At 63.6% G+C, this 15,516-nt stretch carries 14 protein-coding genes; 7 read left to right on the forward strand and 7 right to left on the reverse strand.

The genetic code is table 11. The annotated features are described in order from the left end of the window. Positions 1-46: 46 nt before the first annotated feature. Positions 47-1,288, reverse strand: a complete 1,242-nt coding sequence (locus YUU_RS0119910; RefSeq protein ID WP_027523979.1) for an LLM class flavin-dependent oxidoreductase — start codon at positions 1,286-1,288, stop codon at positions 47-49. Between the two features lie 546 nt (positions 1,289-1,834). On the opposite strand from YUU_RS0119910, the gene YUU_RS0119920 reads away from it, so the two are divergent. Then, positions 1,835-3,031, forward strand: coding sequence for a PHB depolymerase family esterase (locus YUU_RS0119920; RefSeq protein WP_027523980.1), 1,197 nt, complete (start codon positions 1,835-1,837; stop codon positions 3,029-3,031). A 1-nt stretch (position 3,032) separates the two neighbouring features. Here YUU_RS0119920 and YUU_RS0119925 read toward each other — a convergent pair whose 3' ends face one another. Continuing rightward, positions 3,033-3,338 carry a hypothetical protein gene (locus tag YUU_RS0119925; protein ID WP_027523981.1) on the reverse strand — a complete coding sequence of 102 codons (306 nt, stop codon included), beginning with the start codon at positions 3,336-3,338 and terminating at the stop codon, positions 3,033-3,035. 135 nt (positions 3,339-3,473) lie between these two features. On the opposite strand from YUU_RS0119925, the gene YUU_RS0119930 reads away from it, so the two are divergent. Next, positions 3,474-3,845 carry a helix-turn-helix domain-containing protein gene (locus tag YUU_RS0119930; protein ID WP_027523982.1) on the forward strand — a complete coding sequence of 124 codons (372 nt, stop codon included), beginning with the start codon at positions 3,474-3,476 and terminating at the stop codon, positions 3,843-3,845. 109 nt (positions 3,846-3,954) lie between these two features. Here YUU_RS0119930 and YUU_RS0119935 read toward each other — a convergent pair whose 3' ends face one another. Next, positions 3,955-4,629: an MBL fold metallo-hydrolase gene (locus YUU_RS0119935; protein WP_027523983.1), complete on the reverse strand. Its 675-nt coding sequence runs from the start codon at positions 4,627-4,629 to the stop codon at positions 3,955-3,957. A 174-nt stretch (positions 4,630-4,803) separates the two neighbouring features. Beyond that, on the reverse strand, positions 4,804-5,922 hold the full coding sequence (locus tag YUU_RS0119940; RefSeq protein WP_027523984.1) for a VWA domain-containing protein: 1,119 nt from the start codon (positions 5,920-5,922) through the stop codon (positions 4,804-4,806). A gap of 231 nt (positions 5,923-6,153) precedes the next feature. On the opposite strand from YUU_RS0119940, the gene YUU_RS0119945 reads away from it, so the two are divergent. Next, complete coding sequence (locus tag YUU_RS0119945) at positions 6,154-7,755, forward strand: alpha-amylase family glycosyl hydrolase (protein ID WP_027523985.1); 1,602 nt, start codon at positions 6,154-6,156, stop codon at positions 7,753-7,755. A 51-nt stretch (positions 7,756-7,806) separates the two neighbouring features. On the opposite strand, the gene YUU_RS0119950 is transcribed toward YUU_RS0119945, so the two are convergent. Continuing rightward, positions 7,807-9,507, reverse strand: coding sequence for an alpha-amylase family protein (locus YUU_RS0119950; RefSeq protein WP_027523986.1), 1,701 nt, complete (start codon positions 9,505-9,507; stop codon positions 7,807-7,809). 201 nt (positions 9,508-9,708) lie between these two features. Here YUU_RS0119950 and YUU_RS0119955 point away from each other — a divergent pair, with 201 nt between their 5' ends. After that, the gene (locus YUU_RS0119955) at positions 9,709-10,200 is read left to right on the forward strand and encodes an MmcB family DNA repair protein (RefSeq protein WP_027523987.1); all 492 of its coding nucleotides are present in this window, start codon (positions 9,709-9,711) and stop codon (positions 10,198-10,200) included. Positions 10,201-10,347: 147 nt separating this feature from the next. Here YUU_RS0119955 and YUU_RS0119960 read toward each other — a convergent pair whose 3' ends face one another. Both YUU_RS0119960 and YUU_RS0119965 read right to left on the reverse strand, forming a co-directional pair. Further along, a complete protein-coding gene (locus tag YUU_RS0119960) occupies positions 10,348-10,902 on the reverse strand; it encodes an ActR/PrrA/RegA family redox response regulator transcription factor (protein WP_027523988.1) in 555 nt (184 codons plus the stop codon). Between the two features lie 103 nt (positions 10,903-11,005). Then, positions 11,006-12,328, reverse strand: coding sequence for an ActS/PrrB/RegB family redox-sensitive histidine kinase (locus YUU_RS0119965; RefSeq protein ID WP_027523989.1), 1,323 nt, complete (start codon positions 12,326-12,328; stop codon positions 11,006-11,008). Between the two features lie 108 nt (positions 12,329-12,436). On the opposite strand from YUU_RS0119965, the gene YUU_RS0119970 reads away from it, so the two are divergent. The 3 genes from YUU_RS0119970 (at position 12,437) to YUU_RS0119980 (ending at position 15,508) form a co-directional block, all read left to right on the forward strand. Further along, on the forward strand, positions 12,437-13,243 hold the full coding sequence (locus YUU_RS0119970; RefSeq protein WP_027523990.1) for an ABC transporter ATP-binding protein: 807 nt from the start codon (positions 12,437-12,439) through the stop codon (positions 13,241-13,243). Continuing rightward, complete coding sequence (locus YUU_RS0119975) at positions 13,240-14,058, forward strand: ABC transporter permease (protein WP_027523991.1); 819 nt, start codon at positions 13,240-13,242, stop codon at positions 14,056-14,058. The genes YUU_RS0119970 and YUU_RS0119975 overlap by 4 nt, the downstream gene beginning before the upstream one ends. Positions 14,059-14,179: 121 nt before the next feature. Beyond that, on the forward strand, positions 14,180-15,508 hold the full coding sequence (locus YUU_RS0119980; protein ID WP_027523992.1) for a polyhydroxyalkanoate depolymerase: 1,329 nt from the start codon (positions 14,180-14,182) through the stop codon (positions 15,506-15,508). Positions 15,509-15,516: the final 8 nt, after the last annotated feature.

The raw sequence follows: 15,516 nt of genomic DNA on the forward strand, positions 1-15,516 counted from the left end.
GGAAATGATGTGACGGCATTCCCAGGCGAATGTCGCGATGCAGACCCTAGGCCTGCCGTTTCGCAGCTTCCTTCTGTAAATCCGGTGCGTTGACGGCGGGTATCGCGACGCGGCCGGGGCCGGTCTGCTTCAAGGCCTCGGCGGCCTTCTCGTTCTCCATGATCTTGGCCATCACCGCCTGTCCCGCCCGCTCGAAGATCGCGCGGTTCTCGATCACGAATTTTTGCGACCTGCGAAGCCCGTCGATATAGCCGTTGATCTCGGGCACCACATAGCACGCGACCATGTCCCAGCTCCGGCGCGTGGCTTCCGGATTGGCCCAGTCGTGCACGAAGCCGATGATGGCGCCGACACCGCCGGATACCTCCATCACGTTCTTGATGGTTTTGACGAGATCATCGGGCGTGCCGATGGTGGAGGCCGCGCCATCGACGAAGGCGGTCTTGTCCACGGCCTCGTCGGGCGAGGAGAACGCTGTGAGGCCCGGCCGCTGCAGCGTGCCGACATTATATTCGTTGTGCCAGCGCATCAGCCCGGCGCCGGCCTCGCGGCGCGCCTGCTCGCGGGTCTCGGCGATGTGCCAGGTGAGCAGCACACGCCAGTCGGCGCGGTTGACCGTGGTGCCGTGCTTCCTGGCTGCATCCTCGGCAAATTCCCATTGTTGCCGCAGCGACATCAGGCCCTGCGTCGTCATCGAGCCCAGCGAGATGATGCCGATGCCGTATTTTCCGGCGAGCGTCATGCCCGACGGCGAGATCTGCGAGGCCACCACGAACGGCATCTCCTCCTGCAGGGGCAGCAGCTGAAGCGCGGCGTCGTTCATGGTGAACCAGTCGCTCTTGGCGGTGACGCGCTCGCCGTTGAAGAGGCGGCGGATGATCGCGATCGCCTCGTCCTGGCGGTCGCGCTGCGTCATCGGGTCGATGCCGAGCGTATGCGCGTCGGAGGCGAGCGCGCCCGGACCGGAGCCGAAGATCGCGCGTCCGCCGGTCATGTGGTCGAGCTGCACCATGCGCTGGGCGACGTTGAACGGATGGTGATAGGGCAGTGACACGACGCCGGTGCCGAGCTTGATGCGCTTGGTGCGCTCGCCGGCCGCGGCCAAGAACATCTCGGGCGAAGCGATCATCTCCCAGCCGGAGGAATGATGCTCGCCGCACCAGAACTCGTCATAGCCGAGGCTATCCAGCTGCTCGACCAGGTCGAGATCGCGCCGGAACTGGAGCATCGGATGCTCCCCGATCGGGTGATGCGGGGCAAGAAAGGCTCCGAATTTCAGGCGCGCCATGGGTTTCTCTCCGGCTTGTTGTTGCAGGCTTTCGGTCAACCTACGGCTCGGCCCGAGCCGACGCAATCCTTCGAGGCCGCGCAGACGTCATGGTTGTCGCGCAAATGAGCGCTGCTTGCCGGCAGCCGGAATTTTGCGCCAGCCGTCGCTCCGATCTCACGGCGTGTTCAGCGTGCGTATCACGCGAAAGCTGTGGCATCGCCTTCGAGCCACGGCGCGCCGTCGGTCGGGGTGCTTGGTCGCGCGCCGAAAAGATCGCGTTCATGTTGCGATCGGCGCAGTCTTCTTCGCGAGCGAATCGTTGCAATCGGCGCGCGCAGCATTTCTCGTCGCACTCGCCTCGTTTGCGACGTTAATCGTGATCTGCGTCGCATTTCTGACATGGATGCGCCGCGTGTCCGCATGAACTCTAGGCAACATTGTCGATTGCGCTGTCGAATTGCCCGTTAATTCACGGGGATTGACGACACACAGACTTTTTATTTTGCGACGCAGCAACTATCTGTTTTGGGGTGACGTTGGAAGTCGCCCCATCAGGAGCTGTCGGTGTCGTTAACCAGGAATGTCGATCTGTTAAGACGTCTGCCAAAGCTGGACGGTCTGCGCTTTGCCGAAAACTTGCGCGGCGCGGGCCAGCACAGTCCGCTGACGGAGATCACCGGATTCGGCTCTAATCCCGGAAACCTGCGCATGTTCGCGTACGTGCCGGCGCAATTGCAGCAGGTGCGCGCGCTCGTCGTCGTGCTGCATGGTTGCGGCCAGTCCGCGGCTGGCTACGATCTCGGCGCGGGATGGTCGACGCTTGCAAAGCATTACGGCTTCGCGCTGCTGATGCCGGAGCAGCAGCTCGTCAACAACGCCAACGCCTGCTTCAACTGGTTCAATCCGGAAGACACCACGCGCGACAGCGGCGAGGCCTGCTCGATCCGCGAGATGATCGCGCACATGGTCACGACGCACGGCATCGATGCGCGCCGCATCTTCATCACCGGCCTATCGGCCGGCGGCGGCATGACCTCGGTGATGCTCGCAACCTATCCGGAGGTTTTCGCAGCCGGCGCGGTCATCGCGGGGCTGCCTTATGGCGTGGCGTCGAACCTGCGCCAGGCACTCGATGGCATGTTTCATTCGCCCGAGCGTCCCGCGCGCGAGCTCGGCGATCTCGTGCGCAAGGCGTCCGACCATCGCGGTCCCTGGCCGAAAATCTCGGTGTGGCACGGCAGTGCCGATCGCACCGTCAATCCCGGCAATGCCGATGAGATCGTCAAGCAGTGGCTCGACCTGCACGACCTGCCGCTGGCGCCGATGGCGGAGACCGTCGTCGACGGCTATCCGCGCCAGGCCTGGTGGAATGCGGACGGCGAGACCATCGTCGAATCCTTCGCCATCACCGATATGGCGCACGGCACCCCGCTCGGCGTCGCCGACAACGATCATCGCTACGGCGTGGAAGGCGCCTTCCTGATCGAAGCGGGCATCTCCTCGTCGTACCACATCGCAAAATTCTTCGCCCTGACCGACTGGATCCGCAGCCCCGCGCCGGAGCAGAAGCCGACCGCGGCGGCAAAGCCGGTGCCGGCCCTGTCGCCCGCGCCGCATCTTGCGAGGTCGATCCGCACCGCCGTCGCCGAGCCGCATGGAAATGCCAAGCTCAAGGCCAAGCCCAGCAAGAAGGCCAGGCGCGGCCTCGACATCAGCGCCGTCATCACGCGCGCGCTGACGGCCGCGGGGCTGATGAAGTAGATCAGGCTGCGGTGGCGTCGATCACCTCGATCGGCGTCACCGTCACCTCGCCGCCGGCGACCTGTCGCGTCATCTCGGTATAGTGCTTGAAGAAGTCGCGCGATTGCAGCGTCTTCTGCGCGGCCTCGTCGGTGACGCTGGCGAGGTGGAAATAGCTGTTGTCGTCGCGGTTCTTCATGCAGCGATAGCCGATCCGGCCCTTGAGCTCCGGATCCGCGTTGATCGCCTTGATGAAGCGGCCGATCTCCTGGTGCCAGGCTTCCGTCGTGCCGTTCCTGAACTGGTACTTGATCATGAAGTGCTTCATGTGACGCTCCCTTCGTCATGTGCGCCATCATCTGCGCCTTGGGAGCAGTTCTGCAAGTATGGACAAAATTGATAGTATGGACTTTTTCCGCATCCCTCCTATCCTCAATCCCCGCGATGCGATGGAGGTGACGAGATGGCGAAAGCGAGATCGGCCTTAAGGAGCTGCCCGGTCGCAGCCTTCCAGAAGATGATCGCAGGCAAGTACAAGCTCAGGATCGTCTGGGACCTGAAGGACGGCCCGCGCCGCTATGGCGAGATCAGGAGCGGCCTGCTGCGAGGTGCCGTGGGCAGCGCCGAGATCACCCCGCGCGTGCTCAGCCGCGAATTGAAGGCGCTCACCGAGAGCGGGCTGATCGACCGCCGGGATTTCGGCGTGGTGCCGCCGAAGGTCGAATACCGCCTGACCCGCAAGGGCAAGAGCTTCGTGCCCGTGATTGCCGCAATCCGCGACTGGGGCGAGCGGAATTTGAGCGAGCCGGCGGCGCTCGCGGATGCAGCCGAATAAAGCTTGGAGCGTGATGGATTTGGTCGAATCGGTGCGAGCCGCGGATTCGGTTCACCTCTCCCCGCTGGGGAGAGGTGAACGACCGCTTCGTAGTTTAGCTCATCATGCTCTACATCTCGCCGGTGATGAACGGATTGGTCATCCGCTCATGGCCGATGCGCGAGCCCGCGCCATGGCCGCAGATGAAGCCGACGTCGTCGCCGAGCGGCAGGAGCTTCGTCTTGATCGAGTTGATCAGCGTCGCGTGATTGCCGCCGGGCAGGTCCGTGCGGCCGACTGAACCCGCGAACAGCACGTCGCCGACATGGGCAAAGCGCAGCTCCTTGTTGAAGAAGACGACGCTGCCGGGCGAGTGGCCGGGGCAGTGCAGGATGTCGAAGGAGAGGTCGCCGATCGAGACGGTGTCGCCTTCCTCCAGCCAGCGGTCCGGCGCGAAATTGCGCACGCCGGTCATGCCGAAGCGCGCGCCGCTCTCGACCACATTGTCGAGCAGGAACTTGTCGGCGGCGTGCGGCCCTTCGATCGGCACCTTCAGCGCGTCGCGCAGGTCGGCGGCGCCGCCGACGTGATCGATATGGCCGTGCGTCAGCCAGATCTTCTCCACGGTCACGCCGGTCTGCTTGATTGCGTCCAGGATCTTCGGAACGTCCCCGCCGGGATCGATCACCACGGCCTTCTTGCTGGGCTCGTCCCAGATGATGGTGCAGTTCTGCTCGAACAGCGTCACGGGAACGATGATTGCGCCCGCTTTCGCCGCCTCGGATTGTTCGGTTTGCTCGGTCATGGCCTCACATTGCCGATTTTTGGCAGCCCGCCAAGCAAAAGATTCGTGCGGGATCTCGCGGAACGGTTGTCCTGAAGTCTTGAGGGATCTTGAGGGAGGCCGGATCCCTGGACGATGACCGCAGCGGCGAGGATCTGATTGCAGTTTGTCCCCGCCGCCGGCGCCGGAGTGGTCCTACCGCTTGATCTGTGCCTTCAGCGTATCCTCAACGACCCCGTCGAAAGAGGATGTTCTCGGCGCCTTCGCAAGCTGGTCGCCGACATACTTGTCGCGCTTGGCGACCAGCGTTGCGAGTTGCTCGTTGAGCGCCTTGCGTCGGTCGATCTGTTTGGCGACCTCGGCCGAGCGCTCCTCGGGTTTCATCGCGCGCAGCCTCACCGGCAGGTCTTCTTCCTTGACGGAGGATACGCTGGTGCCTCCGGCAGCGGCGTCGGCGACGAGATCGCCGCCGCTGGTGATGGCCTGCGAGGTCACTTTGGACCGCTTGTTGATGAAGCTCGCCATGTCGGAGGCGCTTGCCGGCGCCGCGTTTGCCATGCGCCCAGCTTTTTCCACCTGGATTTCGGTGCGCTTCTGGAGCTCCGGCGACCCATAGGGAATCACGGTTTCGTTGATCTGCCGCTGCAGGATGATGATGTCCTGGTCGTAGGGCGTTTCGATCACCACGACCTGCCCTCCGTCCTGCGGTATCGCGATGAAACGGCCGTTGCCAATCTGTGCGATGTCGCGCCACACACGCTCGGTATCGCGTGCATCGCCGGCGAGCACGGTGTTGACGATGATGTCCTTCTGCCTGGCGACTGCCAGGGTCAACGGATATTTGGTGTCCTGCGCATAGTCCATGTGCGGCGGTGCGTCGCCAACCAGGAATACGATGCGTCGCGACTCCGCGCCTGGTGTCCACTGCAGCTTGTTGATGGCGACATCCAGCGCCTCATTGACGCTTTCCGGCCAGTCGCCGCCACCGCGCGCCTTGAACTCGAGCAGGTTGGCGTAGAGATCCTGGATGTCGCGCGTGAGCTCGATCTTGGTCGTGACGTACTCATCCCCGATATCGCGGTAGGCCACGAGGCCCATGCGGATATCGGCGTCCGGATTGGAATCGACGATGGCCGTGGCGATCGACCAGATCTTGCGCTTGGCGCCCTCGATCAACCGGCTCATCGAGCCGGTTGTATCGAGCACGAAGGCGACCTCGACGGTCGGTCGTGCCATGGCCGAGGACAGGCCTGCGGGCAACGGAAGTACGGCGAGAGCGAAGGCGAGCGAGTAACGGGTGATGCGTGACCTCATAGGTCTCCTCCAGGGTTTCGTCCCCGGAACCAAGGTTCCATCCGCATCGCGGTGGGCTGAAGGCGGGATCGGCGCGAAATTGCGGTACGAGTCCGCATCACGCGCCGTCCTCGCGGCATGACGCGAACTCGCGGTCATACGGACGTCCCATTACCCTGTTCCTCTGAACGCGCGCGCCAGTCCCGCGTTGCTTCGTCTGAAGCGCATATTTTCGGGGGAAATCACAAGAATATGGCCCAGGACGACGAATACTGGTGGCGCGACGGCATCTTCTATCAGATCTACCCGCGCTCGTTTCAGGACACCGACGGCGACGGGGTCGGCGATCTCGCCGGCATCCTCAAGCGCCTGGCTTACGTGAAATCGCTCGGCGTCGATGCCATCTGGCTGTCGCCGGTCTTCCGCTCGCCGATGGCCGATTTCGGCTACGACATCTCCGAGTACACCGGCATCGATCCCCTGTTCGGCACCATGGAGGATTTCGATGCGCTGCTTGAGGCCGCGCATGAAAGCGGGCTGAAGCTGATCCTCGATCTCGTGCCGAACCACACCTCCGACCAGCATCCCTGGTTCATCGCGAGCCGCTCCTCGCGCGACAACCCGAAGCGCGACTGGTTCATCTGGCGCGATGGCGGGCCCGACAGCGGTCCGCCGAACAACTGGCTGTCCGAGTTCGGCGGCAGTGCGTGGCAATATGACGAGGCAACGGGACAATATTACTACCACGCCTTCCTCGCCCGGCAGCCGGACCTCAACTGGCGCAATCCTGATGTCCGCGAGGCGATGTATGACGTGATGCGGTTCTGGCTGGAGAAAGGCGTCGACGGCTTTCGCGTCGACGTCATCTGGCACCTGATCAAGGACGCGGAATTCCGCGACAATCCGCTGAACCCGCATTATGTCGAGGGACGTCCGCCGCACGAAAAAATCCTCACGCAGTACTCGACCGACCAGCCGGAGGTGCATGACGTCATCGCTGAGATGCGCCGCGTCACCGATGCCTATCGCGCACGCGTGCTGATCGGCGAGATCTATCTGCCGCTGCATCGCCTGATGGCCTATTACGGCAACGATCTCGCCGGCGCGCAAATGCCGTTCAATTTCGCGCTGCTCTCGACCTTCTGGAGCGCGCGCTCGATCGAGAAGATCATCGAGGACTACGAGAAGGCGTTGCCGAAGGGCGCCTGGCCAAACTGGGTGCTCGGCAATCACGACCGGCCGCGCGTCGCAAGCCGCGTCGGGCCGGAGCAGGCGCGGGTCGCCGCCATGCTGCTGCTGACGCTGCGCGGTACGCCGACGCTCTACTATGGTGACGAGATCGGGATGAACCAGGTCGCGATCGCGCCCGAGGACGTCCGCGATCCCTTCGAGAAGAACGTGCCCGGCATCGGCGTCGGCCGCGACGGCTGCCGTACCCCGATGCAATGGGATTCTTCGAATTTTGGTGGCTTCTCGGAAGTCACGCCGTGGCTGCCGCTGCCGGAGATCTACGTCCATGCGAACGTGGTCAATCTCGAGGCCGACAAATTCTCGATCCTGAATCTCTACAAGCGCCTGGTCGCCTTGCGGAAGGCGCATCGGCCGCTGGTCGCCGGCGACTATCATCCGATCGCCGCGCAAGGCGACCTCCTGATCTATCGCCGGCAGGCCGGCGACGACGCGCTGGTGGTGGTGCTCAATCTCGGCCCGGACCCCGTCGCCGTCACCACCAGCGCCATCCGCTTCGGAAGCGAGATCCTGCTCTCGACCTTCCTCGACCGCGAAGGCGAAGAGCTCGAAGGCGTGCTCGACCTGCGCGGCAATGAAGGCGTGGTGATCGGACCGACGCGATGATCGCTGTCGTCCCGGGCTCGCGCTTCGCGCGCCCCGGAATGACGGGAGACGTCACTTCCCACGCGCATTCTTCCGCATCGCCTTGGCGTCGATATCGCTGCGCTTCAGGAGATAGTCGAGCCCGCCGACGCGGTACCAGCGATAGCCGTAGGGCTCGAGCACGACGCGGTGCCGGCCGCGTTTGTCGGCGCGGCTGTGATCTTCCGCCAGGAGATTGATCAGCAGCCCGCCATGGCCTTCAGGCAGCTTCGTCGAGAACGCGACCTCGCGCGGCTTCTCGTCGAGATTGTGCACGAACAGCACCGAATTGTTGCGCCAGTCATAGCGGATGATGAAGATCGCCGGGTCCTGCACGGCGATGACCTCGAAGTCGCCCCAGCCGACCTCCGGCACTTCTTTTCGCATGCGGATGATGCGCTCGGTCCAGTTCAGCATCGAGTTCGGATCGCGCCGCTGCTTGGCGACGTTGACGTGCCCGAAGCCATATGGTCCTTCGTCGATGACCGGCGAGACCGGCTTGTTGCTGTCGGTGAAGCCTCCGTGCGGTTCGGTCGACCATTGCATCGGCGTGCGCGCGCAATTGCGCTCGGGCAGCGACAGGTCGTCGCCCATCGCGATCTCGTCGCCGTAGCGGATCACCGGTGTCCCCGGCAGCGTGCACATCAGGCTGTAGGCAAGCTCGAGCCGGCGCCGGTCGCCGCCGAGCATCGGCGCGAGCCGCCGGCGGATGCCGCGGTCATAGAGCTGCATGTCCTTGTCCGGGCCGAAGCATTTGAAGACGCGATCGCGCTGGGCCTTGGTCAGGCGTCCGAGATCGAGCTCGTCATGGTTGCGCAGGAACAGGCCCCATTGGGCGGACGCCGGCCGCGGCCTGGTCGCCTTCACTGCCTTGGCGAGCGCGCGCGAGTCGGCCGAGGCCAGCGCATAGAACAAATGCTGGTTGACGTGGAAGTTGAACATCATGTGCATGCGGTCGCCGTCGCGGCCGAAGTACTCCATGTCGGTCCTGGGCAGCACATTGGCTTCCGCAAGGATGATCGCGTCGCCCTCGCGCCATTGCAGAAATTCGCGGAACGAGCGCAGCATATCGTACTGCTCCGTCGGCGTCTTGACCTTCGCTCCCTTGGTGGCGATCACGAACGGCACGGCATCCATCCGGAAGCCGGAGACGCCGAGCTGGATCCAGAAGCCCATGATCTTCAGGAGCTCGGCCTGCACGCGCGGGTTCGAGGTGTTGAGGTCGGGCTGGAAATCGTAGAAGCGGTGGAAGTACCAGGCGCCTGCTTCCCTGTCGCGCGTCCAGGTCGATTTCTGCACGCCTGGAAACACGACGCCCTTGGCTGCGTTCGCAGGCTTCTTGTCGGACCACACATACCAGTCGCGGTGGGGCGAGTCCTTCGAGCTGCGCGCAGCCCTGAACCAGGGATGCTGGTCCGAAGTGTGGTTGACGACGAGATCGATGATGATGCGGATGCCGCGCTGCTTGCAGCCATGAGCGAATTCGACGAAGTCGCCGAGCGTGCCGTAGCGTGGATCGACGCCGTAATAGTCTGATATGTCGTAGCCGCCGTCGCGCCCGGGCGACGGCTGAAACGGCATCAGCCAGATCGCAGTGATGCCGAGGCCGTGCAGATAGTCGAGCCGCCGCAACAGCCCCTTGAAGTCGCCGACGCCGTCGCCATTGGCATCCATGTAGGTGGCAACAGAGAGGCAGTAGATGACGCCGTTCTTGTACCAGAGGTCGTCGATCATGTCGGGGCAGCCTCGTGGGTCCGCGCGGCGGTTGGTGGCTGCGTGATTAAGTGTCGGCGAGAGGCGAGGTTCCACACCTCGCACTCAGTGTCGTCCCGGGCTCGCGCTTCGCGCGCCCCGGAATGACGACGGAGAATGGGCACCAGCTGCGTCTCCATCCAACTGTGGGCGCACCCAGTGGAATCGGCTAAGCTCACGTCCATGGACAACACCGCCCGCCACATCGCACTCGTTCCGCCGACTGACGGCCGTCAGTCGGAAACCGCGCTCGCGGTCGCGCGCGGTACGGCGCGGCTGTTGCGCTCGCTCGGCTTCTCCTGCATCAGCGAATTGCCGCTGCCGTCGGGCCGCCGTGCCGATCTCGTCGCGCTGAACGAGCGCGGCGAGATCTGGATCGTCGAGATCAAGTCGTCGGTCGAGGATCTTCGCAGCGACCAGAAATGGCACGAATACCGCGCCCATTGCGACCGGCTGTTCTTCGCCTTCACGCAGGATCTTCCTTGCGAGATCTTTCCGGAAGGCACCGGCCTGATCATCGCAGATGCCTATGGCGCGCATCTCCACTGCGAGGCGCCCGAGCACAAGCTGCCGGCCCCGACGCGCAAGCAGATGACGGTACGCTTCGCGATGGCCGCCGCGCTCCGGATCAACCGCCTGGTCGATCCGCAGGGCCATGCCGAGTTTTGGGAGTAAGGCAAAGAGCGACGCCGACCCGTCATCCTGAGGTGCGAGCGTAGCGAGCCTCGAAGGATGAACGGCCGGGATGCGGCCGGGCCGTCGCCCTTCGAGGGCCGCTTCGCGGCCACCTCAGGGTGACGGTGCCAGAGTACGATCCTGAAACTACCGCGGCGCGCGCTTGGCCAGAATTCGCTGCAGGGTGCGGCGGTGCATGTTGAGGCGGCGCGCGGTTTCCGAGACGTTGCGGTTGCACATCTCGTAGATGCGCTGGATGTGCTCCCAGCGCACACGGTCGGCCGACATCGGGTTCGCCGGCAGCTCGGACTTTTCGGTGCCGGTCGAAAGCAGCGCGGCGACGACGTCGTCGGCGTCGGCCGGCTTGGAGAGATAATCGATCGCGCCCATCTTCACCGCGGTCACGGCGGTGGCGATGTTGCCATAGCCGGTGAGCACGATGGCCCGTGCCTCCGGGCGCTTCTTCTTCAGCGCCGAGACCACGTCGAGGCCGTTGCCGTCGCCGAGCCGCAAGTCGACCACCGCAAACGCCGGCGCGGCCTTGCCGATCTCAGCCAATCCATCCGAGACGCTATCGCAGGAGGTCACCGTGAAGCCGCGCGTCTCCATGGCGCGTGACAGCCGCTCCAGAAACGGCTTGTCGTCCTCGACGATCAAGAGCGAGCGGTCGGCCTGTTCATTCAGTTCGGCGATGGCGTTCAAGGTTTTGTCCTCTCTCCAACGCTGAAACATATGGCGTTGCAATCGGGCGCTGCCAAGGTCGCCGAAAGTCGATCGTACTTGCAGTGCGACCCAACGTCGCGGCCTATCCTATTGTTTCTTCGGCTGTCTCGGTAGCCTCAAAACGCTCGCGCGGCCATGCGATCTGCACCACGGCGCCATGCTCGGGGAAGGTCCGATTGGTAAACGAGACTTTCGCGCCCGTGCGCTCCAGGAGCGTGCGTGCGATGAACACCCCGAGCCCCAGGCCGCGACGCTCGCCTCCACCGTCGTCCTGCAAGCGCCGCCGCGATAGATAGGGTTCGCCGATCCGGTTCAAGAGATCGGGTGGAATGCCGGGGCCGTCGTCGGAGATCAGGATCTCGAGACTGTCATTGTTCCACCACGCGTTCACCTCGACGGTGGTGTGGGCAAAATCGACGGCATTTTCGACGATATTGCCGACGCCATAGAGGATCGCTGGATTGCGCGAGCCGACCGGTTCCATGGTCGCCGCCACCGCGATCCGCACCTTGATGGCGACACCGAAATCACGGTGTGGCGCTACGACCTCCTCGATCAGCTCGGACAGCTTCATGCGGTCGAATGGCGCGCCGGTGGACGAGAGCTGGGTGATCTTGCTCAGGATGTCGCGGCAACGCTGCGTCTGCTCGCGCAGGGTTTTCAGATCGGCGGCGAAGCTCGCGTCCTTCACCGTCTTCTCCAGTTCGCGCGAGATCAGGAAGATGGTTGCCAGCGGCGTGCCGAGCTCATGCGCGGCCGCGGCCGCAAGCCCGTCGAGCTGGGTCAGGTGCTGCTCGCGCGTCAGCACCAGCTCGGTTGCGGCGAGCGCGTCCGCGAGCTTCCGCGCCTCTTCGGTCACCTGGAAGGAGTAGAGGCTCGTGACGCCGATCGCGAGCACGATCGAAAGCCAGACGCCGACCAGATAGATCGGCGGCAGCACCAGGGGATCGTCGGTGTCCCAGGGCAGCGGCAGATGAGAGAAGACCAGAATCGAGGCGCAGGCGACCGCGAGCAGGCCGAGGCCGAAGGTAAGCCGGGCCGGCAGCGCGGTCGCGGAGATCAGGACCGGGGCCAGGAACAGGAATGAGAACGGGTTCTGCAATCCGCCGGTGAAGAACAAGAGACCGGCCAGTTCCACGATGTTCAGCGCCAGCAGTGCGGCCGCATGGACCGGCTTCAGCCGCTGCATCGGATTGGCCGCCGTTTGCAGGGTGAGGTTGAGCGCCGCCGACAGCCCGATGATGGTGACGCAGGGGATGATCGGAACGTTGAATTCCAGCCCCTGCGCCACGATGAAGATGGCGGCGAGCTGGCCGAGCACCGCAAGCCAGCGCAGCCGCAGAATCGTATCCAGGCGGATATGTCGCTGCGAATGGCGAAACTCGGAAGCGGCAATTTCAGTCATATCGGCCAATTGGGCACTGCCTTCTCAGGTCACAAACACCGTGGCTCACACAATCCGACTGGTTACAAGTCTTGCGCTTGCCGCCGCAATAGCAGAAGAACGCCCAGCATGACCGAGAATGACAAGGCTTCAAGTCGGCTGACTGTCGCGGACGGCGCCCTGTCCGCGGCGATCGAGGTCGACCATCTCGTCAAGGTCTACAAGCAGACCCGCGCGGTCGACGACATTTCCTTTTCGCTTGCCCGCGGCACCATCACGGGCCTGCTCGGCGGCAACGGCGCCGGCAAGACCACGACGATCGCGATGATCATGGGCCTCGTGCTGCCGACCTCGGGCCGCGTGCGGGTGCTCGGGCATCGGATGCCCGAGGAGAGCGCCGATGTGCTCGGGCGGATGAATTTCGAGAGCCCCTATGTCGACATGCCGATGCGGCTCACGGTGCGGCAGAATCTGACGATTTTCGGCAAGCTCTATGCGGTGAAGGATCTGTCCGGTCGCATCGCGCAGCTTGCCGACGATCTCGATCTCAATGAATTCCTCGACCGGTCGAACGGCAAGCTCTCGGCCGGGCAGAAGACCCGCGTTGCGCTTGCGAAGGCGCTGATCAACCAGCCCGAGCTGCTGCTGCTGGACGAGCCGACGGCCTCGCTCGACCCTGACACGGCAGACTGGGTGCGGGCGCATCTCGAGGCCTACCGGAAAGCGCACAATGCCACCATCCTGCTCGCCTCGCACAACATGCTCGAGGTCGAGCGGCTGTGCGACCGCGTCATCATCATGAAGCGCGGCCGCATCGAGGACGACGACACGCCCGACGCCATCATGGCCCGCTACAACCGCGACACGCTGGAAGAGGTGTTTCTGGACGTCGCGCGCGGCCGGAGCAATGGAGCGCCGCGGGAGGCGGTGCGATGAGCGAGCTTGCGCTTCATCGTGGCCTCGCCATGCATCGCATCAACGCGATGATCCTGCGCTACTGGTACCTGTTGATGTCGTCCTGGCCGCGGCTTCTGGAGCTGCTCTACTGGCCGGCGCTCCAGGTCATCACCTGGGGCTTCATCCAGCTCTATATCGCGGAAAATGCCAATTTCTTCGCGCGGGCAGGCGGCACGCTGATCGGCGCCGTCATCCTCTGGGACATCCTCTTTCGGGGCCAGCTCGGCTTCTCCATCTCGTTCCTGGAGGAGATGTGGGCGCGCAACATCGGCAATCTCATGATGAGCCCGCTCAAGCCGATCGAGTTCCTGCTCGCGCTCATGGTCATGAGCCTGATCCGGCTCGCGATCGGCGTCATCCCGATGACGCTGCTCGCGCTGTTTCTGTTTCACTTCAATTTCTACAGCCTCGGCCTGCCGCTGATCGCTTTTTTCTGCAATCTGATCTTCACGAGCTGGGCGGTCGGCATCTTCGTCTCCGGCCTGGTGTTGCGGAACGGGCTTGGGGCCGAAAGCATCGTCTGGACCTTGATGTTCGCGATCATGCCGCTCGCCTGCATCTACTATCCCGTCAGCGTGCTGCCCGGCTGGCTGCAAGTGGTCGCCTGGATGCTGCCGCCGACCTATGTTTTCGAGGGGATGCGGGCGCTGCTGATCGAGCACAGCTTCCGGGCCGACCTGATGCTCGCCGCCCTCGTCATCAATGCGGGCCTTCTGGCTGCATCTTTCGGGGCATTCCTTGCCCTTTTGCGCAGCGCCAAGAAACACGGCTCGCTGCTGTCCAGCGGCGAATAGTTTCACTTTCCCGTGGATTCAGGCTCGTTTTTGCTACTTCAAGCCCGTACATGTACGGAACCATGCATTGACGCAATATTACGCATTCGGCAGTATGCTGCGATGCGAGAGGATATACGATATGCCTATTGGTGAGTTTGGCGGCGCACCGCCCCTGGTGGCCGAAGGCAGTCCGGTCTTAACGACGCCGATGTACTGGATGTACGAGATGGCGCACGCCTCTCTCAATCCAGCGCGCGCAGTCACCGACGCCACCAAGATCCTGTTTCAGAATCCCCTGAATCCGTGGTCGCACACCGATGTCGGCAAATCGCTGGCCGCGGCTTGCGAATTGTTCGAGCGCACGACGCGCCGCTACGGCAAGCCGGAATGGGGGCTCGACGACACCGAGGTCAACGGCATCCGCGTCCCCGTCGAGGTCCGCCCGGTCTGGGAAAAGCCGTTTTGCCGGCTGCTCTATTTCGATCGCAAGTTTACCCGCCCCTTGCGCAGCCCGCAGCCGCGCGTGCTGATCGTGGCGCCGATGTCCGGCCACTACGCGACGCTGCTTCGCGGCACGGTCGAGGCCCTGCTGCCCGCGCATGAGGTTTACATCACCGATTGGGCCGACGCTCGCATGGTCCCCTTGAGCGAAGGCCGCTTCGATCTCGACGACTACATCGACTACGTCATCGAGATGCTGCATGTGCTCGGCGGCAACACCCATGTGATGGCGGTGTGCCAGCCTTCCGTCCCCGTCGTCGCGGCCGTTTCGATCATGGAAGCGCGGCGCGACCCCTTCGTGCCGACCTCGATGACGCTGATGGGCGGCCCGATCGACACCCGCCGCAATCCGACCGCGGTGAACAAGGTTGCCGAACAGCGCGGCATCGACTGGTTCCGCAACCACGTCATCACCAAGGTGCCGTTCCCGCATCCCGGCATGATGCGTGACGTTTATCCGGGCTTTTTGCAGCTCAACGGCTTCATCAGCATGAATCTCGACCGGCACATGGATGCGCACAAGCAGCTGTTTGCCAACCTGGTGAAGGGCGACGGCGATCTCGTCGACAAGCATCGCGACTTCTATGACGAATATCTCGCGGTGATGGACCTGACCGCGGAGTATTACCTGCAGACGGTCGACACCGTGTTCGTCAAGCACGCGCTGCCGAAGGGTGAGATGACCCATCGCGGCACGCGGGTTGATCCCACCAAGATCACGCGCGTTGCGCTGATGACTGTGGAAGGCGAGAACGACGACATCTCGGGTCTCGGTCAGACCGAAGCGACGCATGGTTTGTGCAGCTCGATCCCCGAAAATCGCCGCGTGCATTACGTGCAGAAGGGCGTCGGACATTACGGCGTGTTCAACGGCTCGCGTTTCAAGTCGGAAATCGTGCCGCGTATCCACGATTTCATGATTTCGGCGGCGAATCCCAAGGCTTCACTGGCGTTGGCGGCCGAATAGGCCGCTTT

This window comes from Bradyrhizobium sp. Ec3.3, assembly GCF_000472925.1.
Taxonomy (GTDB): domain Bacteria; phylum Pseudomonadota; class Alphaproteobacteria; order Rhizobiales; family Xanthobacteraceae; genus Bradyrhizobium.